At 57.0% G+C, this 24529-nt stretch carries 19 protein-coding genes and 1 riboswitch; of the genes, 11 read left to right on the top strand and 8 right to left on the bottom strand.

Annotated elements, in window-relative coordinates; all coding sequences use genetic code 11:
• Positions 1-2: 2 nt before the first annotated feature.
• The 3 genes from C3406_RS22685 to katG all read left to right on the top strand — a co-directional run bounded on the left by C3406_RS22685 (position 3) and on the right by katG (position 5849).
• Positions 3-2435, top strand: coding sequence for a bifunctional aspartate kinase/homoserine dehydrogenase II (locus C3406_RS22685; protein ID WP_103825238.1), 2433 nt, complete (start codon positions 3-5; stop codon positions 2433-2435).
• 207 nt (positions 2436-2642) lie between these two features.
• Positions 2643-3533, top strand: coding sequence for a methylenetetrahydrofolate reductase (metF, locus tag C3406_RS22680; protein WP_032615268.1), 891 nt, complete (start codon positions 2643-2645; stop codon positions 3531-3533).
• 144 nt (positions 3534-3677) lie between these two features.
• Positions 3678-5849 (top strand): catalase/peroxidase HPI, encoded by a 2172-nt coding sequence (katG, locus tag C3406_RS22675; RefSeq protein ID WP_103825237.1) that lies wholly within the window; start codon positions 3678-3680, stop codon positions 5847-5849.
• Positions 5850-5960: 111 nt separating this feature from the next.
• Here katG and gldA read toward each other — a convergent pair whose 3' ends face one another.
• The 5 genes from gldA to argE form a co-directional block, all read right to left on the bottom strand.
• Positions 5961-7064, bottom strand: a complete 1104-nt coding sequence (gene gldA / locus C3406_RS22670; RefSeq protein WP_103825236.1) for a bifunctional L-1,2-propanediol dehydrogenase/glycerol dehydrogenase — start codon at positions 7062-7064, stop codon at positions 5961-5963.
• Positions 7065-7076: 12 nt separating this feature from the next.
• Positions 7077-7739, bottom strand: coding sequence for a fructose-6-phosphate aldolase (fsa, locus tag C3406_RS22665; protein WP_103825235.1), 663 nt, complete (start codon positions 7737-7739; stop codon positions 7077-7079).
• Between the two features lie 128 nt (positions 7740-7867).
• Positions 7868-8638, bottom strand: coding sequence for a helix-turn-helix transcriptional regulator (locus C3406_RS22660; protein ID WP_103825234.1), 771 nt, complete (start codon positions 8636-8638; stop codon positions 7868-7870).
• A gap of 100 nt (positions 8639-8738) precedes the next feature.
• Positions 8739-11390, bottom strand: a complete 2652-nt coding sequence (gene ppc, locus C3406_RS22655; protein WP_103825233.1) for a phosphoenolpyruvate carboxylase — start codon at positions 11388-11390, stop codon at positions 8739-8741.
• 247 nt (positions 11391-11637) lie between these two features.
• On the bottom strand, positions 11638-12789 hold the full coding sequence (gene argE, locus C3406_RS22650) for an acetylornithine deacetylase (RefSeq protein WP_103825232.1): 1152 nt from the start codon (positions 12787-12789) through the stop codon (positions 11638-11640).
• 88 nt (positions 12790-12877) lie between these two features.
• On the opposite strand from argE, the gene argC reads away from it, so the two are divergent.
• From argC to oxyR, 4 genes are all read left to right on the top strand, one after another.
• Positions 12878-13882, top strand: a complete 1005-nt coding sequence (argC, locus tag C3406_RS22645) for an N-acetyl-gamma-glutamyl-phosphate reductase (protein WP_103825231.1) — start codon at positions 12878-12880, stop codon at positions 13880-13882.
• Between the two features lie 6 nt (positions 13883-13888).
• Positions 13889-14665, top strand: coding sequence for an acetylglutamate kinase (argB, locus tag C3406_RS22640; protein WP_103825230.1), 777 nt, complete (start codon positions 13889-13891; stop codon positions 14663-14665).
• A gap of 74 nt (positions 14666-14739) precedes the next feature.
• Positions 14740-16113 (top strand): argininosuccinate lyase, encoded by a 1374-nt coding sequence (gene argH / locus C3406_RS22635; RefSeq protein WP_103825229.1) that lies wholly within the window; start codon positions 14740-14742, stop codon positions 16111-16113.
• Positions 16114-16404: 291 nt separating this feature from the next.
• Positions 16405-17322, top strand: a complete 918-nt coding sequence (gene oxyR / locus C3406_RS22625) for a DNA-binding transcriptional regulator OxyR (RefSeq protein ID WP_103825228.1) — start codon at positions 16405-16407, stop codon at positions 17320-17322.
• On the opposite strand, the gene sthA is transcribed toward oxyR, so the two are convergent.
• Positions 17305-18705, bottom strand: a complete 1401-nt coding sequence (gene sthA / locus C3406_RS22620; RefSeq protein WP_103177481.1) for a Si-specific NAD(P)(+) transhydrogenase — start codon at positions 18703-18705, stop codon at positions 17305-17307. The genes oxyR and sthA overlap by 18 nt on opposite strands.
• 196 nt (positions 18706-18901) lie before the next feature.
• Here sthA and fabR point away from each other — a divergent pair, with 196 nt between their 5' ends.
• Positions 18902-19540, top strand: coding sequence for an HTH-type transcriptional repressor FabR (gene fabR / locus C3406_RS22615; RefSeq protein WP_032615233.1), 639 nt, complete (start codon positions 18902-18904; stop codon positions 19538-19540).
• Between the two features lie 10 nt (positions 19541-19550).
• Positions 19551-19910: a YijD family membrane protein gene (locus C3406_RS22610; RefSeq protein ID WP_103177480.1), complete on the top strand. Its 360-nt coding sequence runs from the start codon at positions 19551-19553 to the stop codon at positions 19908-19910.
• 78 nt (positions 19911-19988) lie between these two features.
• Here the strand turns inward: C3406_RS22610 and trmA are convergent, their stop codons facing one another.
• Entirely contained in the window at positions 19989-21095 is a 1107-nt protein-coding gene (gene trmA, locus C3406_RS22605; protein WP_103825227.1) for a tRNA (uridine(54)-C5)-methyltransferase TrmA, read from the bottom strand.
• Positions 21096-21198: 103 nt separating this feature from the next.
• Positions 21199-21373: riboswitch (cobalamin riboswitch) on the top strand.
• A 66-nt stretch (positions 21374-21439) separates the two neighbouring features.
• On the opposite strand from trmA, the gene btuB reads away from it, so the two are divergent.
• Together btuB and murI are read left to right on the top strand one after the other, a co-directional pair.
• A complete protein-coding gene (btuB, locus tag C3406_RS22600) occupies positions 21440-23293 on the top strand; it encodes a TonB-dependent vitamin B12 receptor BtuB (RefSeq protein WP_103825226.1) in 1854 nt (617 codons plus the stop codon).
• Positions 23238-24089, top strand: coding sequence for a glutamate racemase (gene murI / locus C3406_RS22595; RefSeq protein WP_103825225.1), 852 nt, complete (start codon positions 23238-23240; stop codon positions 24087-24089). The genes btuB and murI overlap by 56 nt, the downstream gene beginning before the upstream one ends.
• A 72-nt stretch (positions 24090-24161) precedes the next feature.
• Here murI and C3406_RS26625 read toward each other — a convergent pair.
• On the bottom strand, positions 24162-24529 hold a 368-nt coding region (locus C3406_RS26625; RefSeq protein ID WP_233210591.1), incomplete at its 5' end, for a hypothetical protein.

The raw sequence follows: 24529 nt of genomic DNA, 5'->3' as shown, positions 1-24529 counted from the left end.
TCATGAGTGTGATAGCGCAGGCAGGGGCGAAGGGTCGCCAGCTGCACAAGTTTGGTGGTAGTAGTCTTGCTGATGTGAAATGTTACCTGCGGGTCGCGGGGATCATGGCAGAGTATTCGATGCCGGGGGACATGATGGTTGTCTCTGCGGCGGGCAGCACCACCAACCAGTTGATTAGCTGGCTGAAGTTAAGCCAGACCGATCGTCTCTCTGCGCATCAGGTTCAACAAGCGTTACGCCGTTATCAGAGTGAATTGATCGCCGGGTTACTGCCTGCCGACGTGGCCGATGGCCTGATCAGCAACTTTATCCAGGATCTGGAGCGGCTGGCCGCTTTACTCGACAGCGGCGTGACCGATGCCGTTTACGCCGAGGTGGTGGGCCACGGTGAAGTGTGGTCTGCCCGTCTGATGGCGGCGGTTCTGCAACAGCAGGGGCTGGAGGCCGCATGGCTGGACGCGCGGGACTTCCTGCGTGCCGAACGTGGCGCTCAGCCGCAGGTTGATGAAGGCCTCTCTTATCCGCTACTCCAGCAGCTGCTGGTACAGCATCCGAATAAACGTATTGTCGTGACCGGCTTTATCAGCCGCAGCAACGCGGGTGAAACCGTGCTGCTGGGGCGTAACGGCTCCGACTACTCTGCAACACAGATTGGTGCGCTGGCGGGCGTGTCGCGCGTCACCATCTGGAGCGACGTGGCGGGCGTCTATAGCGCCGACCCACGCAAGGTCAAAGATGCCTGCCTGCTGCCGCTGCTGCGTCTCGATGAAGCCAGCGAGCTGGCCCGTCTGGCGGCCCCGGTTCTCCACGCCCGTACCCTGCAGCCGGTTTCCGGCAGCGATATCGATCTGCAGCTGCGCTGTAGCTATACGCCGGATCAGGGTTCCACCCGCATTGAGCGCGTGCTGGCTTCCGGCACCGGGGCGCGTATTGTCACCAGCCATGACGATATCTGCCTGATTGAGTTCCTCGTTCCTGCTGGTCAGGATTTCAAACTGGCGCATAAAGAGATCGACTTGATCCTCAAGCGTGCCCAGGTGCGCCCGCTGGCCGTGGGGGTGCATACCGATCGTCACCTGCTGCAGTTCTGCTACACCGCCGAAGTGGCCGACAGCGCGCTGAAGATTCTCGATGAAGCGGGTCTGCCGGGCGAGCTTCGTCTGCGTCAGGGGCTGGCGCTGATTGCGATGGTGGGCGCGGGCGTCACCCGTAACCCGCTGCACTGCCACCGTTTCTGGCAGCAGCTGAAAGGGCAGCCGGTTGAATTTACCTGGCAGTCCGAGGAGGGCATCAGCCTGGTGGCGGTGATGCGTACCGGGCCTACCGAGAGTCTGATCCAGGGCCTGCACCAGTCGCTGTTCCGCGCCGAAAAACGCATCGGTCTGATGCTGTTTGGGAAAGGGAATATCGGTTCCCGCTGGCTGGAGCTGTTTGCCCGCGAGCAAACCACGCTCTCGGCGCGTACCGGTTTTGAATTTGTACTGGCGGGTGTGGTGGACAGCCGCCGCAGCCTGCTCAGTTATGAAGGGCTGGACGCCAGCCGTGCGCTGGCCTTCTTCAACGATGAGGCCATCGAGCAGGATGAAGAGTCGCTGTTCCTGTGGATGCGCGCCCACCCTTATGATGACCTGGTGGTGCTGGATGTCACCGCCAGCGAGCAGCTGGCCGATCAGTATCTTGATTTCGCCAGCCACGGCTTTCACGTCATCAGCGCTAACAAACTGGCGGGGGCCAGCAACACCCGTAACTATCGTCAAATCCATGACGCCTTTGAAAAAACGGGCCGTCACTGGCTCTACAACGCCACCGTCGGCGCCGGTCTGCCGGTGAACCACACCGTGCGCGATCTGATCGATAGCGGTGACAGCATCCTGGCGATCAGCGGTATCTTCTCCGGCACCCTGTCATGGCTGTTCCTGCAGTTTGATGGCACCGTGCCGTTCACCGACCTGGTGGATCAGGCGTGGCAGCAGGGGCTGACCGAGCCGGACCCGCGCGTTGACCTCTCCGGCAAAGACGTGATGCGTAAGCTGGTGATCCTGGCGCGTGAAGCGGGCTACGACATCGAGCCGAATCAGGTGCGCGTGGAGTCGCTGGTGCCGGCGGGCTGCGAAGAGGGGTCTGTCGATCACTTCTTCGAGAACGGTGAAGCGCTGAACGAGCAGATGTTACAGCGCCTGGAAGCGGCGCGCGAAATGGGTCTGGTGCTGCGCTACGTGGCGCGATTCGATGCCAACGGCAAGGCGCGCGTTGGGGTTGAGGCTGTCCGCCCGGAACATCCGCTGGCGGCGCTGCTGCCGTGCGATAACGTCTTTGCCATCGAAAGCCGCTGGTATCGCGATAACCCGCTGGTTATCCGCGGGCCAGGCGCGGGTCGCGACGTGACCGCCGGGGCGATTCAGTCCGATATCAACCGTCTGGCGCAGCTGCTGTAAAGCCATATGCCCGGTGGCGCAACGCTTACCGGGCCTTCTTTTTTCCCATCCTGAACTTTTTTCATCTTCCCTGAGCATTCCTCACCGTCAATGGTGATATTTTCAGTTGACGCCAGTCCGCTTTTCCGTCATTTTTACATCTGGACGTCTAAACGTATAGAAGTTCGAAGCATAACAAACAACGACACGCGATTGATGAGGTAAGGTATGAGCTTTTTTCACGCCAACCAGCGGGAAGCCCTGAATCAGAGCCTGGCTGAAGTAAACGGCCAGATTAACGTCTCTTTTGAATTTTTCCCGCCGCGCACCAGTGAAATGGAGCAGACCCTGTGGGCCTCTATCGATCGCCTGAGCAGCCTGAAACCGAAATTTGTCTCCGTGACCTACGGCGCCAACTCCGGCGAGCGCGACCGCACGCACAGCATCATTAAAGGCATTAAGGATCGTACCGGTCTGGAAGCTGCCCCGCATCTGACCTGTATCGACGCCACCCGCGACGAGCTGCGCACCATCGCCCAGGATTACTGGAATAACGGTATCCGCCACATCGTGGCCCTGCGTGGCGACCTGCCGCCGGGCAGCGGTAAGCCGGATATGTACGCGACCGATCTGGTGGCGCTGCTGAAAGAGGTGGGTGATTTCGACATCTCCGTGGCGGCTTACCCGGAAGTGCACCCGGAAGCGAAAAGCGCCCAGGCGGATCTGCTCAACCTGAAACGCAAAGTGGATGCGGGTGCCAACCGTGCCATCACCCAGTTCTTCTTTGATGTTGAAAGCTATCTGCGCTTCCGCGACCGCTGCGTCTCCGCCGGTATCGACGTGGAAATTATCCCTGGTATCCTGCCGGTTTCTAACTTTAAGCAGGCCAAGAAATTTGCCGACATGACCAACGTGCGTATCCCGCACTGGATGGCGAAGATGTATGAAGGCCTGGACGATGACGCCGAAACCCGCAAGCTGGTGGGTGCCAGCATCGCCATGGATATGGTGAAGATTTTAAGCCGTGAAGGGGTGAAGGATTTCCATTTCTATACCCTCAACCGCGCCGAAATGAGCTACGCGATCTGCCACACGTTAGGGGTTCGCCCGGGTCTGTAAAGACGAAGCCCTCAATAATATGAGGGCTTTTATATTTCAGGTGGATAACAACGGTATTAACTATCAAATCTGTGGATTGTTTCAATTATCTCTTATTCCCGGTGGTGTATATCCTAACGATAAAACCATAGAGGGAGCAGAGCGATGAGTACGTCCGACGAGAACCAGAATTCAGGTAAGTGCCCTTTCCATCAGGGCAGTTATGACAAGAGTGCAGGTGCCGGCACCAACAGCCGGGACTGGTGGCCTAAACAACTTCGTATTGATCTTCTCAACCAGCATTCCGAACGTTCCAACCCGCTAGGCAAAGACTTCAACTACCGCAAAGAATTCAGCAAGCTGGATTACTCCGCTCTGAAAGGCGATCTGAAAGCGCTCCTGACCGATTCCCAACCCTGGTGGCCTGCAGACTGGGGCAGCTATGCCGGTCTGTTCATTCGCATGGCGTGGCACGGCGCGGGCACCTATCGCTCTGTAGACGGGCGCGGCGGCGCAGGCCGCGGTCAACAGCGTTTTTCTCCGCTTAACTCCTGGCCGGACAACGTCAGCCTCGATAAGGCGCGTCGTCTGCTGTGGCCGATCAAACAAAAATATGGCCAGAAAATCTCCTGGGCCGACCTGTTTATCCTTGCGGGCAACGTGGCGCTGGAGAACTCCGGCTTCAGAACCTTTGGCTTTGGTGCCGGACGCGAAGATGTCTGGGAACCCGATCTGGACGTTAACTGGGGCGATGAGAAAGCCTGGCTGGAGCATCGTCACCCGGAAAGCCTGGCGAAAAGCGCCATTGGCGCCACCGAGATGGGGCTTATTTACGTTAACCCTGAAGGGCCAAACGCCAGCGGTGAACCGCTATCGGCGGCAGCGGCTATCCGCGCCACCTTTGGCAACATGGGGATGAACGATGAAGAGACCGTCGCGCTGATCGCAGGCGGCCATACGCTGGGTAAAACCCACGGGGCAGGGGAAGCCAGCCATGTGGGTGTCGACCCGGAAGGCGGCCCGCTTGAGGCTCAGGGCCTGGGCTGGGCCAGCACCCACGGTACCGGTATCGGGGCAGACGCCATTACCTCCGGCCTGGAGGTGATCTGGTCCCAGACGCCGACCCAGTGGAGCAACTACTTCTTCGAGAACCTCTACAAATACGACTGGGTGCAAACCCGCAGTCCGGCTGGTGCTATCCAGTTCGAAGCGTCGAATGCGCCGGAAATCATGCCAGATCCCTTCGACCCGTCGAAAAAACGTAAACCGACCATGCTGGTGACCGACCTGACGCTGCGTTTCGATCCGGAATTCGACAAAATTTCTCGTCGCTTCCTCAACGATCCGCAGGCCTTTAACGAAGCCTTCGCCCGCGCGTGGTTCAAACTGACCCACCGTGATATGGGGCCGATTTCCCGTTATATCGGACCGGAAGTGCCGAAAGAAGAGCTGATTTGGCAGGATCCGCTGCCGCAGCCGTTCTTCCACCCGACCGCTGAAGATATCGAAAGCCTGAAGGCGGACATTGCGGCTTCTGGCCTGTCGGTGAGCGAGCTGGTGTCGGTGGCATGGGCTTCGGCTTCCACCTTCCGCGGTGGCGATAAGCGTGGCGGGGCCAACGGCGCACGTCTGGCGCTGGCGCCGCAGCGTAGCTGGGATGTCAACGCCGTCGCCGCGCGCGTACTGCCGGTGCTGGAAGGGATCTATAAATCGGCGCATAAAGCATCGCTGGCGGACATCATCGTGCTGGCCGGTGTGGTGGGCGTTGAGCAGGCGGCGAAAGCGGCGGGCTTCAACATCACCGTACCGTTTACGCCAGGCCGCGTTGATGCGCGCCAGGATCAGACCGATATCGGCATGTTTACGCTGCTGCAGCCGGTTGCCGATGGCTTCCGTAACTACCGGGCGGCGATTGACGTCTCCACCACCGAATCGTTGCTGATTGATAAAGCGCAGCAGTTGACGCTGACCGCACCAGAGATGACGGTGTTGCTGGGCGGGCTGCGCGTACTGGGTGCTAACTTTGATGGCGGTAAGAGCGGCGTCTTTACCGACCGCGTGGGCGTACTCAGCACGGACTTCTTCGTCAATCTGCTGGATATGGGCACGCAGTGGAAAGCCACCGATGAATCCAGCGAGCTGTTCGAAGGGCGCGATCGTATGAGCGGGGAAGTCAAATATCTGGCGAGCCGTGCCGATCTGGTGTTCGGTTCTAACTCCGTGCTGCGTGCCCTGGCGGAGGTTTACGCCAGCAGCGATGCCCACGAGAAGTTCGTGAACGACTTTGTCGCGGCATGGGTGAAAGTGATGAACCTCGACCGGTTCGATCTGCTGTAAACAGAAAATCCCCGCTCCGGCGGGGATTTTTTTGCCCGGCGGCGCTACGCTTGCACGGGCCTACGGGTTTTGTAGGCCGGGTAAGGCGCAGCCGCCACCCGGCAATAAAGGCTACTCCCACTCCTGCATAAAACGCTGGCCGTACTGGTCAGCCACCAGCAAGGCGGCATACACCTGATCCGGCGTGGTGCCACCCGGCATGTTATGGATGGTTTCATCTTTCGCACAGGCAGCTGTCGCCACCAGGCGCATTTTGGCGGGGATATCTTCGGTAATATCCAGCTGCGCCAGCGTGATGGGCAACCCTACGCTGTGGCAGAGTGCCGCGACGGTTTCAATCTCTTCAACCGGGGCATTCTCCAGCACCAGCTGGGTCAGCGTACCAAACGCTACTTTCTCGCCGTGATAGTAATGATGGGCATCCGGTATAGCGGTCAGGCCGTTATGAATGGCGTGGGCCGCTGCCAGGCCACCGCTTTCAAAACCGACGCCGCTCAGATAGGTGTTGGCTTCAATGACCCGCTCAAGGGCAGGAGTCACCACGTGCTGCTCTGCCGCCAGCATCGCTTTTTCACCCTCTTCAATCAGGGTGTTGTAGCACAGTTCGGCCAGCGCCAGCGCGGCCTGGGTGCATTTGCCTCCCGCCATGGTGGTGGCGCCGCTGCGTGAGCAGGCCCGGGCTTCAAACCAGGTTGCCAGCGCGTCGCCGATGCCGGCTGCCAGCAGACGTGCAGGCGCCCCTGCCACCACTTTGGTATCCACAATCACGATGTTCGGGTTATGCGGCAGCATCAGGTAGCGATCAAATTCCCCGCTGTCGGTGTAGATAACAGAAAGCGCGCTGCAGGGTGCATCAGTAGAGGCAATGGTCGGGGCAATGGCGACAGGGACATCCATGAAATGCGCCAGCGCTTTGGCGGTATCCAGCGTTTTACCGCCGCCGATGCCGAGGATTGCCTGGCAATCCGCACTTTTCGCCAGCTTGCGCAGCCGGTCGATCTCATTCTGCGAACATTCGCCGCCAAATGGCGCGATTTCTACGTACAGTTCCGCCTGTTTAAAACTCTGACGCAGCGTCTCTTCCGCAAAGCCCAGCACAAATTTATCGCCCACCACCAGCCAGCGCGCCGCCAGCGGTTTCAGGTAGTCGCCGAGGCGTGAAAGCACATCTGCACCCTGAATGTATTTGCCAGGCGATTGAATAATACGATCCATCCTATGTCTCCTTTACAGGTTGAGGCTACCAAACGCGTTTTTCCAGTCCTGCTCAAACTTGTCTATGGCTGACTCTACCGCTGGCGTATTGAGCATTTGTTGCGCTACATCAGTCGGCAGGGTGATCGCTTCACAACCGGCGAGCAGGCAGTCCAGCGCCTGACGTGGCGTTTTGAAACTGGCGGCCAGCACGCTGCTCTCTGGCGCATGCATTTCCAGCAGGCTTTGCAGCTCCTGTACCGTGCGGATCCCGTCGCCCCCCTGAGCATCCACGCGATTGACGTAGGGCGCGATGTACTTCGCCCCGGCCAACGCCGCCAGCAAACCTTGTGAGGCGCTGTAAACTGCGGTGCCGAGCGTAGTAATGTCCTCTTTTTTAAGGGCTTTAATCGCAACCAGCCCTTCAGCGGTAACCGGAATTTTGACCACGATAGTGGGGATCGCTTTACGCAGGCGTCTGGCTTCGGCAACCATCCCTTCGGCGTCGCGGCTCATTGTCTGGGCGAACAGGATGCCCTGAGGGCCGATGACGTTCTGCAGGCGCGGCAGGACTTCCCAGAGCGGCTCACCGCTGGCGGCAATAATGCTCGGGTTGGTGGTCACACCGGCAATGGGAAAGATGCGGGCAAGGCGTTCAACGTCCGCCACGTTGGCGGTATCCAGATACAGTTCCATTATTTTTCCTTAAGTCAGCGGGTATGAATTAAGGATACGGCGGGCCAGATGGCGTGAGCCAGAAGTCAAATTTGCCAAATACTGGACAAATGTAAGGTCCTTAGCGAAGTGAGAGGACGATCACAATGCTAGTTTTTGGCAGTGAGCTGGCTGTGATACTGGCGGCGATATTCCGAAGGCGAGCGCTCCGTGTGCCTGCGAAACAGTCGACAGAAGTAGTTGCTGTCGGCAAAGCCGCAATGCGCGGCGATATCTTTAATTTTCAGATCGTAGCCTTTGAGCAAATGCCGGGCATGTTCGAGACGAACGTGGGTCAGGTATTCATTAAACCCAACGCTGCCGGTCTTTTGAAAAAGGTGAGAAAGGTAGTTCGGTGAAATATAAAACGCCTGTGCCACCGACTCGCGGGTAAGTGGGGAGGCATGGTGTTCTTCGATATAGCGACGAATGGCTTCGAACAACGCCCGGCTGCGGGAGGCGGTGTGGATATCACTGCCCAGCAGATCGCGGCAGTGACTTAGCAGGCTTAACACCACCAGTCTGGCCGTCTCCTGTTCATCCGGCTGCATCTGCAACTCCGCGAGCGTTTGCAGCAGAAAGGCACCCGTTCTCGGGCCGCGCCTGGCAACCTGCTGTTGGCATAAAACGGTACTGTCACGCTGGAGTTGAATCGTCAGCTGCTGCTTACCGAAGCTGATGCTGAGTAGGGTGACGGACGGAAGATCGTCAATAAACCCGACGGAAGAGAAGACCGCATCATGCGTTTCGCCTTCAGGAACAATGACCAGACGAGGAGAAGTATGCGGAACCCGTTCGGCCAAAGGCGCAAAATGCACCTGACGCAGCGGCGGCGTACCCTTTATCAGGTCAGTCAGAATAGAGGTGATATCGTGGTGCATAGTGGAGGTTCTGAGGTAATGCCCGGCGGTGCTGCGCTTGCCGGGCCTGCGTGATGCCTTTGTAGGCCGGGTAAGCGCAAGCGCCACCCGGCGGAACCCATTAGCCGGTGTTACGCATCCCCGCCGCAACGCCCGCGATGGTGACCATCAGCGCCTGTTCCACGCGCGGATCTGGCTCCTGACCCTCTTCTTCCGCTTTACGCGAACGGTACAGCAGCTCTGCCTGCAGAACGTTCAGCGGGTCGGTGTAGATGTTACGCAGCTGGATAGACTCCGCAATCCACGGCAGATCGGCCATCAGGTGGGAATCGTTGGCGATAGCCAGTACCACTTTGATGTCGCCTTCCAGCAGTTCGCGCAGCTCTTTACCCAGCGTCCACAGCTCCGGTTTCACCAGGCGCTGGTCGTAGTATTCCGCCAGCCACAGGTCGACTTTGGAGAAGACCATCTCCAGCATGCCCAGACGGGTAGAGAAGAACGGCCAGTCGCGGCACATGGTCTCCAGTTCGCTCTGCTTGCCGTCGTCCACCACTTTTTGCAGCGCGGCACCGGCACCCAGCCAGGCCGGGAGCATCAGGCGGTTTTGCGTCCACGCGAAGATCCACGGGATGGCACGCAGAGACTCTACGCCACCGGTCGGGCGACGCTTGGCCGGACGGGAGCCGAGCGGCAGTTTACCCAGCTCCTGCTCCGGTGTAGCCGAGCGGAAGTAAGGCACGAAATCTTTGTTTTCACGCACGTAGCCGCGATACATATCGCAGGAGATATCCGACAGCTCGTCCATAATATGGCACCAGGCGGCTTTCGGCTCTGGCGGCGGCAACAGGTTGGCTTCCAGAATGGCGCTGGTGTAGAGCGACAGGCTGCTGATGGTCACTTCTGGCAGGCCGTACTTAAAGCGGATCATCTCGCCCTGTTCGGTCACACGCAGACCGCCTTTCAGGCTGCCCGGCGGCTGGGAAAGCAGCGCCGCATGCGCTGGCGCACCGCCACGACCGATAGAGCCGCCGCGACCGTGGAACAGGGTTAGTTCAATACCGGCTTTCTCGCAGGTCTTGATAAGTGCGTCCTGCGCCTGATACTGCGCCCAGGATGCTGCCATTACGCCCGCGTCTTTTGCGGAGTCGGAATAGCCAATCATCACCATCTGTTTGCCCTGAATAAAGCCGCGATACCAGTCGATGTTCAGCAGCTGGGTCATCACGTCGTTAGCGTTGTTCAGGTCATCAAGGGTTTCGAACAGCGGTGCCACCGGCAGGGCATAGTCGATGCCCGCTTCTTTCAGCAGCAGATGAACGCCCAGCACGTCGGATGGAGTCTTCGCCATGGAGATCACATAGGCGGCCACCGATCCTTTCGGCGCATCAACGATCGCTTTGCAGGTGTTGAGCACTTCGCGGGTTTCGTTGCTTGGCTCCCAGTTGCGCGGCAGCAGCGGACGTTTGGAGTTCAGCTCGCGGATCAGGAAGGCCTGTTTGTCAGCTTCTGACCAGCTTTCATAGTCGCCAATGCCAAGATAGCGGGTCAGCTCGCCCAGCGCTTCGGTGTGACGGGTGCTCTCCTGACGCACGTCGATACGTACCAGCGGCACGCCAAAACACTTCACGCGGCGCAGGGTGTCGAGCAGTTCGCCGTTGGCGATGATGCCCATACCGCAGGCCTGCAGCGATTTATAGCAGGCATACAGAGGATCCCAGAGCTGCTCGTTCTGGCTCAGCAGTCCTTCTGGCTTCGGCAGACGCTGGCCTTTCAGGCGGGCTTCCAGCCAGGCCTGCGTTGCCAGCAACTGGCCGCGCAGCTTTTTCATCAGATAACGGTACGGCTCGCTGGCACCCTCTTCGCCGGCCAGCTCGCGCAGTTCCGGCGTGGCTTCAACCATCGACAGCTCAGAGATGAGCACCTGAATATCTTTCAGGAACAGGTCGGTGGCTTTCCAGCGGCTCAGCAGCAGTACGTGGCGGGTGATGTCGGCAGTCACATTCGGGTTGCCGTCGCGGTCGCCACCCATCCAGGAGGTAAAGCGCACCGGCACAAAATCCACCGGCAGGCGATAGCCGAGGTTCTCTTCCAGCTGCTCGTTCAGCTCGCGCAGGTAGTTTGGCACCCCTTCCCACAGGCTGTTTTCCACCACCGCAAAGCCCCATTTGGCTTCGTCAACCGGGCTTGGGCGGTGCTTACGAATTTCATCGGTATGCCAGGATTGGGCAATCAGCTGGCGCAGACGGCGCATCAGCTGGTTACGTTCGTAATCAGCGATCTCTTTGTTATCCAGCTGCTTCAGGCAGTTATTCACTTCCACCATTTTGTGGATCAGGGTACGACGGGTGATCTCGGTCGGGTGGGCGGTGAGCACCAGCTCCAGCGACAGGGACTCGACGGCCTTTTTGATGGTGGCTTCGTTAAGATCGGGTTGGTCCTTGAGTTTTCTGAGCGTGCGGGCAATCACTTCCGGGTTGCTGGCCCCTTCGCCATTTGGCGAAATGCTGTGGTACTGCTCGGCGGTGTTTGCCAGGTTCAGGAACTGGCTGAAGGCACGGGCAACAGGGAGCAGTTCGTCGTTGGAGAGGTTCTGCAGCGTGGTGAGCAGCTCCTGACGATTGGCTTCGTTACCCGCGCGGGAAGATTTAGACAGCTTACGGATTGTTTCAACGCGATCGAGAATGTTCTCGCCCAACGCATCCTTGATGGTATCTCCCAGCACCTTGCCGAGCATACTGACATTACTACGCAACGCGGAATATTGTTCGTTCATAAAAACCCAGTCACCCCATCATTTTTGTTTATGCCCGTAAAGCCATCTCGCGGACATTATTTTGTCATCTCCCTTTATAAAGCCATGTAAAACCCCCGTCGTCAATTGCTGCGAAAACGGTTCAGCAAACGAATAAATAGGGGCAATTTACGAAATTTAATTCGCTTTGCGTCAGATAAGAGATGCTTATGAGAATGTGACGAAGATCATGAGATTTTTCCCCTCTCGCGAAAGAGGGGAACAGTCATTAATGCCAGCAGAAGTGATGCACAACCTGAGCGATCAGCTCGCGGGTTGGCTTGATAAAGCGGGTTTCCAGGTACTCATCCGGCTGGTGGGCCTGGTTGATGGAGCCTGGGCCAAGCACCAGGGTCGGACAGAGGGTCTGAATAAACGGCGCTTCGGTGCAGTAGTTCACCACGTCGGTTTTCTCGCCGAGCAGTTTTTCCACCACTTCCACCAGCTGATGGTCCGGCGGGCACTCGTAACCCGGGATTGGCGGATGCAGCTCAGAGACCGTCAGGCGGCCCGGCCAGCGCTCGCTCACCGGGGCCAACGCTTCGTTCAGCAAGCCGTCGAGGTCGCTCAGGGTCATGCCCGGCAGCGGGCGAATATCCATATGCAGTTCACAGCAGGCGCAGATACGGTTAGACGCGTCGCCGCCATGCAGGCTGCCGAGGTTCAGCGTCGGGTAAGGAACGGTGAAGGCATCGTAGTGATACCGCTCCTTCAGATCGTCGCGCAGCGTCATGATGCGGCCAATGGCGTCGTGCATCAGTTCAATGGCGTTAACGCCCCGCGCCGGATCGCTGGAGTGGCCGGACTGGCCCAGCACGCGCACCGCCGTGGAGATATGGCCTTTATGCGCGCGAATCGGTTGCAGAGATGTCGGCTCGCCGATGATGGCGCAATCCGGGCGAATCGCCGTGTTTTCCGAGAAGTAGCGTGCCCCGGCCATGCTGGTCTCTTCGTCGGCGGTGGCCAGAATATAGAGCGGCTTTTTCAGTTTGGTCACGTCGACGTCACGCAGCGCGTCGAGGATAAAGGCGAAGAAGCCTTTCATGTCGGCGGTGCCCAGCCCGTAGAGCTTGTTGTCGTGCTCGGTCAGGGTGAAGGGATCGCGCGTCCAGCGGCCATCGTCAAACGGCACGGTGTCGGTGTGCCCTGCCAGCAGCAGGCCGCCCGCACCGCTTCCGGTACTGGCGAGCAGGTTATATTTGTTGCGGGTTCCCGGCACCGGCTGAACCTCCACCTTAAACCCGAGATCGCTGAACCAGCCTGCCAGCAGATTGATTAAAGTCTCATTACTCTGATCCAGCGCTTCTTCCGTTGCGCTGATGGACGGCGTGGCAATCAGGGCGCGGTAGATCTCGATAAATGGCGGTAAATTCATTTTCATTGTTGACACACCTTAGGTCGTGATAGTATCAATATTCATGCAATAAATGTGAATAAAAATACATTAACGTTGAGCATAAAGGAACCCGATGTTGAATACGCTGATTGTAGGCGCTAGCGGTTATGCGGGCGCAGAGCTTGTAAGCTACGTGAATCGCCATCCTCATATGACCATAACCGCTTTGACTGTCTCAGCGCAAAGCAATGATGCAGGAAAGTTAATTTCCGATTTACATCCGCAGCTTAAAGGGATTGTCGATCTGCCATTGCAGCCAATGTCGGATATCTGCGAATTTACCGACGGCGTGGACGTGGTCTTTTTAGCCACCGCTCACGAAGTCAGCCACGACCTGGCGCCGCAGTTCCTGGCGGCCGGTTGCGTGGTATTCGATCTCTCCGGTGCGTTCCGCGTGAACGACGCCGCGTTCTATGAAAAATACTACGGTTTCACCCATCAGCATCCGGACCTGCTTGAAAAGGCAGTCTACGGTCTGGCGGAGTGGAGCGCAGACAAACTGAAAGAAGCGAACCTGATTGCCGTACCGGGTTGCTACCCAACGGCGGCGCAGCTCTCCCTGAAGCCGTTGATCGACGCGGGTCTGCTGGATCTGAACCAGTGGCCGGTGATCAACGCCACCAGCGGCGTGAGCGGGGCAGGACGCAAAGCGGCTATCTCCAACAGCTTCTGCGAAGTGAGCCTGCAGCCGTATGGCGTGTTCAATCACCGCCATCACCCGGAAATCACTACCCATCTGGGCGCGGAGGTGATATTCACACCGCACCTGGGCAGTTTCCCGCGTGGGATCCTCGAAACCATCACCTGCCGCCTGAAGCCTGGCGTGACCAAAGAGCAGGTGAGCGAGGCCTTTACCCAGGCGTATGCGGATAAACCGCTGGTGCGTCTCTATGACAAAGGCGTGCCCGCGCTGAAAAATGTGGTCGGCCTGCCGTTCTGCGACATCGGTTTTGCCGTGCAGGGCGAGCACCTGATTGTGGTGGCCGCAGAAGATAACTTACTGAAAGGCGCTGCCGCCCAGGCAATGCAGTGCGCAAATATTCGTTTTGGCTATGCTGAAACGCAGTCTCTTATTTAAGGTGTGATGATGAACCCATTAATTATCAAGCTTGGTGGTGTACTGCTGGACAGCGAAGAAGCGCTGGAGCGTCTGTTTACCGCGCTGGTTAACTATCGCGAGTCACATCAACGCCCGCTGGTGATTGTTCACGGCGGCGGCTGTGTGGTCGATGAGTTAATGAAAGGCCTGAACCTGCCGGTGAAAAAGAAGCACGGCCTGCGCGTGACGCCTGCCGATCAGATCGACATCATTACCGGTGCGCTGGCGGGGACGGCAAACAAAACCCTGCTGGCATGGGCGAAGAAACACCATATCGCCTCCGTGGGTCTCTACCTGGGCGATGGCGACAGCGTTAAGGTGACCCAGCTCGATGAAGAGCTTGGCCACGTTGGCCTGGCCCAGCCGGGTTCGCCAAAACTGATTAATACGCTGCTGGAAGGCGGTTTCCTGCCTGTCGTCAGCTCTATCGGTGTAACCGAAGAGGGGCAGCTGATGAACGTCAACGCTGACCAGGCGGCAACCGCCCTGGCGGCGACGCTGGGTGCGGACCTGATCCTGCTCTCCGACGTGAGCGGTATTCTGGACGGTAAAGGCCAGCGCATCGCGGAGATGACCGCGGCAAAAGCCGAGCAGCTGATTGATCAGGGCATTATTACCGACGGGATGATCGTCAAAGTGAACGCGGCGCTGGATGCCGCGCGTACGCTGGGCCGTCCGGTGGATATCGCCTCCTGGCGTCACGCGGAGCAGCTTCCGGCGCTGTTTAACGGCACGCCGATTGGCACGCGTATTTTAGCGTAAGTTTTTAATGAATGACCGTAGGCCGGGTAAGCGCAGCGCCACCCGGCAGAACTAACGAATAAAGGAACGATGTTATGGCACTTTGGGGTGGGCGTTTTACACAGGCAGCGGATCAACGGTTCAAACAGTTCAACGACTCTTTGCGCTTCGACTACCGCCTGGCCGAACAGGATATCGTCGGCTCTGTGGCCTGGTCCAAAGCGCTGGTCACCGTTGGCGTGCTGACCGCAGACGAACAGCTGCAGCTGGAAGAGGCGCTGAACAATCTGCTGGAAGAGGTGCGTCTTAACCCGCAGCAAATCCTTGAAAGCGATGCCGAAGATATTCACAGCTGGGTGGAAGGCAAACTGATCGACAAAGTCGGCCAGCTGGGTAAAAAGCTGCACACTGGCCGTAGCCGTAACGACCAGGTCGCAACCGATCTGAAGCTGTGGTGCAAAGAGACCGTGGCGGAACTGCTGGCGGCTAACCGTCAGTTGCAGAGCGCGCTGGTGGAGACCGCGCAGAATAATCAGGATGCGGTGATGCCGGGGTATACCCACCTGCAGCGTGCGCAGCCTGTCACCTTTGCTCACTGGTCGCTGGCCTATGTCGAGATGCTGGCGCGCGATGAAAGCCGTCTGCAGGATACCTTAAAGCGTCTGGACGTGAGCCCGCTGGGCAGCGGCGCGCTGGCCGGCACCGCCTATGAAATCGACCGTGAACAGCTGGCGGGCTGGCTGGGCTTTGCCTCTGCGACCCGTAACAGCCTGGACAGTGTATCCGACCGTGACCATGTGCTGGAGCTGCTCTCCAACGCCGCTATCGGTATGGTCCACCTGTCACGCTTTGCCGAAGATCTGATCTTCTTTAACTCCGGCGAAGCCGGATTTGTTGAGCTGTCTGATCGCGTGACCTCCGGCTCTTCCCTGATGCCGCAGAAGAAAAACCCGGATGCGCTGGAGCTGATCCGCGGTAAGTGTGGCCGTGTGCAGGGTGCGCTGACCGGGATGATGATGACCCTGAAAGGTCTGCCGCTGGCCTACAACAAAGATATGCAGGAAGACAAAGAAGGGCTGTTCGACGCGCTGGACACCTGGCTGGACTGTCTGCATATGGCGGCCCTGGTGCTGGACGGCATTCAGGTGAAACGCCCGCGCTGCCAGGAAGCCGCCCAGCAGGGCTATGCCAACTCCACCGAGCTGGCGGACTATCTTGTGGCGAAAGGCGTTCCGTTCCGTGAAGCGCACCATATTGTTGGTGAAGCAGTCGTGGAAGCGATTCGTCAGGGCAAAGCGCTGGAAGATCTCCCGCTTGCCGATCTGCAGAAATTCAGCAACGTGATTGGCGATGATGTTTATCCGATCCTGGCGTTGCAGTCTTGTCTGGACAAGCGTGCCGCAAAAGGCGGCGTGTCACCGAAGCAGGTGGCGCAGGCCATTGCGGATGCGAAAACCCGTCTGGTGTGATGCCTGATATGTTGGATGGCGGCTTCGCCTTATCCGACCTACAAACCAAAGCCCAACCCTGTGTTGGGCTTTTTTACGCAAAAAAAAGCGGACCACGGGGTCCGCAAAAGTTCACGTTGGCTTTAGTTGTGCGAGTTTTGAGAGAAACTCGTAAGACGGGACAGGACTTCAAGGGTAATCGGTGCCGCCTCGTCTCTGTGATGCATTATTCAACAGAATGCTTGATAGGGATAATCGTTCATTGCTATGCTATCTATCGCCATGAACTATCGTGGCGACGGAGGATGAATAATGAATATTCGTGATCTTGAATACCTGGTGGCGTTAGCCGAACACCGCCATTTTCGCCGCGCGGCAGACTCCTGCCACGTCAGCCAGCCAACCCTTAGCGGTCAGATCCGTAAGCTGGAAGACGAGCTTGGTGTAATGCTGCTGGAGCGCACCAGTCGTAAAGTGCTGTTCACCCAGGCAGGCCTGCTGCTGGTGGATCAGGCGCGCACCGTGTTGCGCGAGGTCAAAGTGCTCAAGGAAATGGCAAGCCAGCAGGGGGAGACAATGTCCGGCCCGCTGCATATTGGCCTGATCCCAACCGTTGGCCCGTACCTGCTGCCGCATATTATTCCTTTGCTGCATCAGACCTTCCCTAAACTCGAAATGTATCTGCATGAAGCGCAAACCCATCAGCTGCTGGCGCAGTTAGATAGCGGTAAGCTCGACTGTGCCATTCTGGCGCTGGTCAAAGAGAGCGAAGCCTTTATCGAAGTGCCGCTGTTTGATGAGCCGATGATGCTGGCGATCTATGAGGATCACCCGTGGGCGAGCCGCGATCGCGTGCCGATGGCCGATCTGGCCGGCGAAAAGCTGCTGATGCTGGAAGATGGCCACTGCCTGCGCGATCAGGCGATGGGCTTCTGTTTTGAAGCCGGTGCCGATGAAGATACCCACTTCCGCGCAACCAGCCTGGAAACGCTGCGTAACATGGTGGCGGCGGGAAGCGGTATTACGCTGCTGCCTGCGCTGGCCGTGCCGCGCGAACATAAGCGTGATGGCGTGGTCTATCTGCCATGCATCAAGCCGGAGCCGCGTCGTACCATTGGCCTGGTTTATCGTCCGGGTTCACCGCTGCGCAGCCGCTATGAGCAGCTGGCGGAGGCCATCCGTGGTGCAATGGATGGCCATTTCGACAGTACCTTAAAACAGGCGGTTTAAGCCGTTCAGCGCCGCTACCCGATAGGCTTCCGCCATGGTCGGGTAGTTAAAGGTGGTATTAACAAAGTATTCGATGGTGTTACCGCCACCTTTTTGCTCCATGATCGCCTGGCCGATATGGATGATTTCCGCCGCACGTTCACCGAAGCAGTGAATGCCGAGGATCTCTTTCGTCTCGCGATGGAACAAAATCTTCAGCGTACCGACGCTCATTCCCACGATTTGCGCCCGCGCCAGATGTTTAAACTGGGCACGACCCACCTCGTAAGGCACCTTCATGGCCGTCAGCTGCTGTTCGGTTTTCCCTACAGAACTGATCTCCGGAATGGTGTAAATGCCTGTCGGGATATCTTCGATCAGGTGTGCTGTCGCTTCGCCTTTCACCAGCGCCTGAGCGGCAATGCGCCCCTGGTCATACGCCGCTGACGCCAGGCTTGGATAACCAATCACGTCACCCACGGCATAGATATGCGGCAGGGCGGTCTGGTACATGCTGTTCACCTTGATCTGCCCGCGGCTGTCGGTGGTCAGACCGATGTTTTCCAGCGCCAGCGAATCGGTGTTACCCGTACGGCCATTGGCATACAGCAGGCAGTCGGCTTTCAGCTTTTTGCCGGATTTCAGGTGCATGATGACGCCATCATCGCAACCTTCGATCTTCTCGTACTCTTCGTTGTGACGAATCACCACGCCGCTGTTCCAGAAGTGATACGAGAGCGAGTCAGACATCTCCTGATCGAGGAAGGCCAGCAGACGATCGCGGGTGTTAATCAGGTCGACCTTCACGTTCATACCGCGGAAGATAGAGGCATATTCACAGCCGATCACCCCGGCGCCGTAGATGAGTACGTGGCGCGGTTCATGGTGCAGGCTCAGAATGGAGTCGCTGTCGTAGACGCGCGGGTGGGAGAAATCGACATCGGCCGGGCGATACGGGCGTGAGCCGCAGGCGATCACAAATTTCTCTGCGGTGATGGTCTCGACAGAACCGTCATGACACTCCAGCGCCAGCGTATGTTCATCCACAAAATGCGCGCTGCCCTGTAGAATTTCGCAGTGGTTGCGCTCATAAAAACCCTGGCGCATGCGCGTCTGCTGATTAATCACGTTATCCGCGTGATTCAGAATATCGGCAAAGGAGGAACGAAGAAGACGGGAGTGATCGCTGTAGAGAGGGTTCTGGTTAAATTCAATAATGCGGCTGACGGCGTGGCGGAGGGCTTTGGAAGGGATGGTGCCCCAGTGGGTACAACCGCCGCCAACGTTATGGTAGCGCTCAATAACCGCTACTCTGGCTCCCTGTTTCACCAGTCCCATAGCAGCGCCTTCGCCGCCGGGGCCGGAACCAATAACAATTGCGTCGTAATCGTAGGAATGTGACATGGTAAGGCTTACCTGTTCTTATACATAAAAGCAACAGAATAGTAACATCATTGACAGGATAACCCAATTATCGTTGTGCTCTTTTCGCGCAGTGGAGCACAAACAACATGTAAACCTTCATTCTGTAAGCCAGGTAATCCGATTAATTTTATTCTCTGGTATAGTGCCTGCGGGCCTTTGGAAGGATTCAACTATCGTGATGGGCGTAAGAGCACAACAAAAAGAGAAAACCCGGCGTTCGCTGGTAGAAGCTGCATTCAGTCAACTGAGTGCTGAGCGAAGTTTTGCCAGTCTGAGCCTGCGAGAAGTCGCACGCGAAGCCGGGATTGCGCCTACCTCTTTCTATCGTCACTTCCGTGACGTGGATGAACTGGGTCTGACCATGGTGGATGAGAGCGGGCTGATGCTGCGCCAGCTGATGCGCCAGGCGCGTCAGCGTATCGCCAAAGGGGGCAGCGTGATCCGCACCTCTGTTTCCACTTTTATGGAATTTATCGGCAATAATCCCAACGCGTTTCGTTTATTGTTACGGGAACGCTCAGGCACCTCGGCCGCGTTTCGTGCCGCCGTGGCCCGCGAGATTCAGCATTTTATTGCGGAACTTGCCGACTATCTTGAACTCGAAAACCATATGCCGCGCGCCTTCACTGAGGCGCAGGCCGAGGCGATGGTAACAATAGTCTTCAGTGCGGGCGCCGAAGCACTGGATGTGAGCGTTGAACAACGCAAGCAACTCGAAGAGCGACTGGTATTGCAGCTGCGGATGATCTCTAAAGGGGCTTATTACTGGTATCGCCGTGAACAAGAAAAACTGGCGCATCAATCCGATGAGTGAAAGGTGAGTAATGAAACAGACAGGACAGGATAAAGGAACATTATTGCTGGCATTGATCGCTGGCTTATCCATTAACGGTACGTTCGCAGCGCTTTTTAGCTCTATTGTACCGTTCTCGGTTTTCCCGATGATCTCTCTGGTGCTGACGGTGTACTGTCTGCATCAGCGTTATCAGAATCGCACCATGCCGGTGGGGTTACCGGCATTGTCGGCGGCGTTCTTTGTGCTGGGCGTCCTGCTGTATAGCACCGTGGTGCGCGCAGAGTATCCGGACATTGGCTCTAACTTCCTGCCGGCTGTGCTGTCAGTGGCGCTGGTGTTCTGGATTGGCATTAAAATGCGTAACCGTAAGCAGCAACTGCCGGAGTAATCATCTTGCCGTTCTGTAGGGCAGGTAAGCGCAGCGCCACCTGCCAAAAAGCGCCGGATGGCGCTTCGTTTATCCGGCCTACGCGTTTTTAGCCGTCAGTAACACCCCGCACTCCATATGGTGCGTGTACGGGAACTGATCGAACAGAGCCAGACGTTCAACCTTGTGCGTCTGGCTTAATGTTTCCAGGTTCTGACACAAGGTCTCCGGATTACAGGAGATATAAAGAATACGCGGGTACGCCTGCACCATCTTCTCCGTTTCGCTGTCCAGCCCACTACGTGGCGGGTCGACGAAAATGGTCTCACACTGGTAGCTCTTCAGATCGATCCCCTGCAGGCGGTTAAAGTCCCTTACGCCGTTCATCGCCTGAGTAAACTCTTCCGCCGACATGCGAATGATCTGCACATTATCAATGTGATTCGCTGCAATATTGTATTGCGCGGCGGCAACCGACGGCTTGGCAATTTCGGTGGCCAGTACGCGGTCGAAGTTACGCGCCAGCGCCAGCGAGAAGTTGCCGTTACCGCAGTACAGCTCCAGCAGATCGCCGGTTGAGCCCTCGGTAGCGTTCAGCGCCCACTCGAGCATCTGCACATTCATCGCCGCGTTCGGCTGCGTAAAGCTGTTCTCCACCTGGCGGTAGATCATCTCTTTTCCGGCAACCGGCAGGCGCTCGTCTATATAGTCCTGATCCAGCGCGATTTTGGTTTTTGTCGCGCGGCCAATCAGATGCACATTGATGTTCTGCGCGCGCAGCGCATCACGCAGGGCTTCTGCAGCCTGGCGCCACTCGTCGTTCAACGCCTTATGGTACAGCAGCGAGACGATGGCCTGATTGCTTTGGGTGGTCAGGTAGTCGATCTGGAAGAGCTTATGGCGCAGCAGCGGATTATTGCGCACGCCATCCATCATCAGCGTCATCAACTGGTTAATCAGCTCGCTGGCCGCCGGGAAACTGTCCACGCGGATCCGGCTTTTGGTCTGCTGATCGAAAATGATGTGATACAGGTCGTCGCCGTCGTGCCAGATGCGGAATTCGGCACGCATACGATAATGGCTAACCGGGGAGCGGAACACCTCAGGCGCAGGCGCAGCAAAAGGCGTCATCATACTTTGCAGACGGACGACTTTCTCTGCCAGTTGCGCGTCGTACTGTTCTGTCGGGAGGTGTTCTGGGGTCATGATGCTTCCTGTTGATGATGAATTACGCGGGGATTGTAGGGATTGTACAGGGGATGTCCAGCCTTAATGGTCAACGGCAGTCTGGACATCTATACGTGTCTAAATGTAGCATTATGTTTCCGGTCTCTTATGAGTGAAAAGGGAATCCAGTGCAAATCTGGAGCTGACGCGCAGCGGTAAAGACTGGCGGGATGAGTTAACAGACACTGTGAAAATGGGAAGTCTACATCCACTAAACGCCACCTAGCCCGAAGACCTGCCGGGATCACGTCGCATTTGGTTTCATCATCGCGTGCTATCGATGGGGCCTGCGGCATCCTTCTTATATTGTGGATGCTTTTACAATGATTAAAAAAGTATCGCTGTTGACGGCGCTTTCCGTCACGGCATTTTCGGGCTGGGCGCAGGATGGCGCAGACTCGTTGGTGGTGACGGCAAACCGTGTTGCACAACCTGCAAATACCGTTCTAGCTCCGAGTTCTGTCGTTACCCGGGAAGATATTGAGCGTTGGCAGGCAAAAAGCGTCGTTGAAGTGATGTCGCGCTTACCGGGTGTGGATATCGCCCAAAGCGGCGGCCTGGGCGCTACCTCTTCTACCTTTATTCGCGGGACGGAATCCCGCCATGTGCTGGCGCTGATTGACGGCATTCCACTGAATAACGCCGGGATCAGTAACTCACCGGATCTCAGCCAAATCCCCGTTTCGCTCATTCAGCGTGTTGAATACATTCGTGGCCCGCGTTCAGCCCTGTATGGTTCAGATGCGATTGGCGGCGTGATTAACATCATTACGGGTCGGGACACGCCAGGGGGGGAAATCACCGCCAGCGTCGGCTCGAAAGGCTATCAATCCTATGATGGCTCCTTCCAGCAGGTGCTGGATAAAACCAAAATTACCCTGGGCGGTAACTATACCTATACCCGCGGCTTTGATATTGATGCGGCCGATGCGCCACGCCAGCCCGACCGTGACGGCTTTATGAGTAAGTCGCTGTTTGGCTCGGTTGAGCAGCAATTCACTGACAGCCTGAGCGGTTTCGTGCGTGGCCTCGGCTATGACAACCGTACGGCGTATGACGGCTATGAGCACTACGATGACAACTTTATGGTCGATGGCCTGCCTGATACCCGTCAGCTTTACAGCCAGAACTGGGACACCGGCCTGCGCTATCACCAGGGGATTTACCAGACTCAGCTGGTGGGCGGTTACGGTCGCAGTAAAGACCAGAACTACGATCCGAGCAAAGGCCGTTATGCTTCGTCTGCCACCACGGATGACGTTAAGCAATACACCGCCCAGTGGATGAACACCGTCACGGTGGGTCACGGCAATATCGGCGCCGGTCTGGACTGGCAGAAGCAAAAAACCCAGGCGGGAACGGGTTATCTGGATAAAGGCTATGAGCAGCGCAACACTGGCGTGTTCCTGTCTGCCATGCAGCAGTTCGATAGCGTCACCCTGGAAGCCGCCGCGCGTAATGATGACAACTCTAACTTTGGTAACCATAACACCTGGCAGACCAGCGCCGGATGGGAGTTCATCGACGGTTACCGCATCATCGCTTCCTACGGCACCGCCTATAAAGCACCGACCATGAGCCAAATCCACAGTGCGAGCTACGGCAACCCGGATCTGAAACCGGAAGAGAGCAAGCAGTGGGAAGGCGGTTTCGAGGGGCTGACCGGCCCGGTGACCTGGCGTGTATCGGGTTATCGTAACGATATCGACAACCTGATCAGCAGCGACCCGCGTACGTTCCGCTACTACAACGTTGATAAAGCCCGTATCAAAGGTATTGAAGCCACGGCGCAGTTTGATACTGGCCCGGTAGGCCATCAGATTTCTTATGACTACGTGGATCCGCGCAATGCCAAAACGAACGAAGTGCTTGCCCGACGTTCGAAGCAGCAGGTGAAGTATCAGCTGGATACGCAGGTGTGGGATCTCGACTGGAATCTGGCCTACCGTTATCTGGGCACCCGTTATGACGTGGCGTATGATCCTGATACGTTCACCTCAGAGCGAGTAAAAATGGGTGGGGTAAGCCTGTGGGATCTCGCAGTTTCATATCCTGTCACCTCTCACCTTACAGTTCGTGGTAAAATAGCCAACCTGTTCGATAAAGACTACGAGACAGTTTATGGCTACGAAACTGCAGGACGGGAATACACCTTGTCTGGCAGCTACACCTTCTGACCCACGTCCCACCGTACTGGTGTTTGACTCCGGTGTCGGTGGGCTTTCAGTCTATGATGAGATTCGGCAACTTCTGCCGGATCTTCATTACATCTATGCCTTCGATAACGTGGCTTTCCCCTACGGGGAAAAGAGCGAAGCGTTTATTGTTGAACGCGTCGTTGAGATCGTTACTGCCGTGCAACAGCAGTATCCCCTCGCACTGGCGGTGATTGCCTGCAATACCGCCAGTACGGTTTCCCTTCCTGCCTTACGCGAAAAGTTCCCGTTCCCGGTTGTGGGCGTGGTCCCGGCGATCAAACCTGCTGCGCGCCTGACGGCAAATGGCGTGGTGGGGCTCCTGGCAACGCGCGGTACGGTTAAGCGTCCTTATACTCGCGAACTGATCGAACGCTTTGCAAATGAATGCCAGATTGCGATGTTAGGTTCTGCCGAGCTGGTTGAGATGGCGGAAGCCAAACTGCACGGCAAAGCGGTCTCGCTGGAAGAGCTGCGCCGTGTTCTGCGTCCATGGCTGCGGATGGCGGAGCCGCCGGATACGGTGGTACTGGGTTGTACGCATTTCCCTTTACTGCAGGAAGAGCTGTTGGCCGTACTTCCGGAAGGCACCCGGCTGGTGGATTCAGGGGCAGCGATTGCCCGTCGCACAGCGTGGCTACTCGAACATGAAGCGCCAGATGCAAAATCTGCCGACGCAAATATTGCTTATTGCATGACATTGACCGCTGAGACTGAGCAACTTTTACCCGTTTTACACCGTTATGGCTTCGAAACGCTCGAAAAACTAGCGGTGTAGCACGTTTTTGTGCAAAAAAAAGGCAGTTGAAAAGTTTTTTTAAATTAGCTCTTGTCAGCGCCGGAGAACTCCCTATAATGCGCCTCCACTGACACGGAACAACGGCACGCAAGCCGCCGGGTCAGCGGGGTTCAGCGATGAATACCCGGCAGAGAAAAGCGTAAAATAATCGCTTGACTCTGAATGAGGAAAACGTAATATACGGGACCTCGCAACGGTGAGCGAAAGCCGCGTTGCACTGCTCTTTAACAATTTATCAGACAATCTGTGTGGGCACTCAAAGTGACATGGATTCTTAACGTCCTCGGACGAAAAATGAATACCAAGTCTCTGAGTGAACACGTAATTCATTACGAAGTTTAATTCACGAGCATCAAACTTAAATTGAAGAGTTTGATCATGGCTCAGATTGAACGCTGGCGGCAGGCCTAACACATGCA

This window comes from Leclercia sp. LSNIH8 (assembly GCF_002920195.1).
Taxonomy (GTDB): Bacteria; Pseudomonadota; Gammaproteobacteria; order Enterobacterales; family Enterobacteriaceae; genus Enterobacter.
Note: the sequence above shows the minus strand (reverse complement) of the source record. Positions and strands in the feature narration are given on the sequence as shown.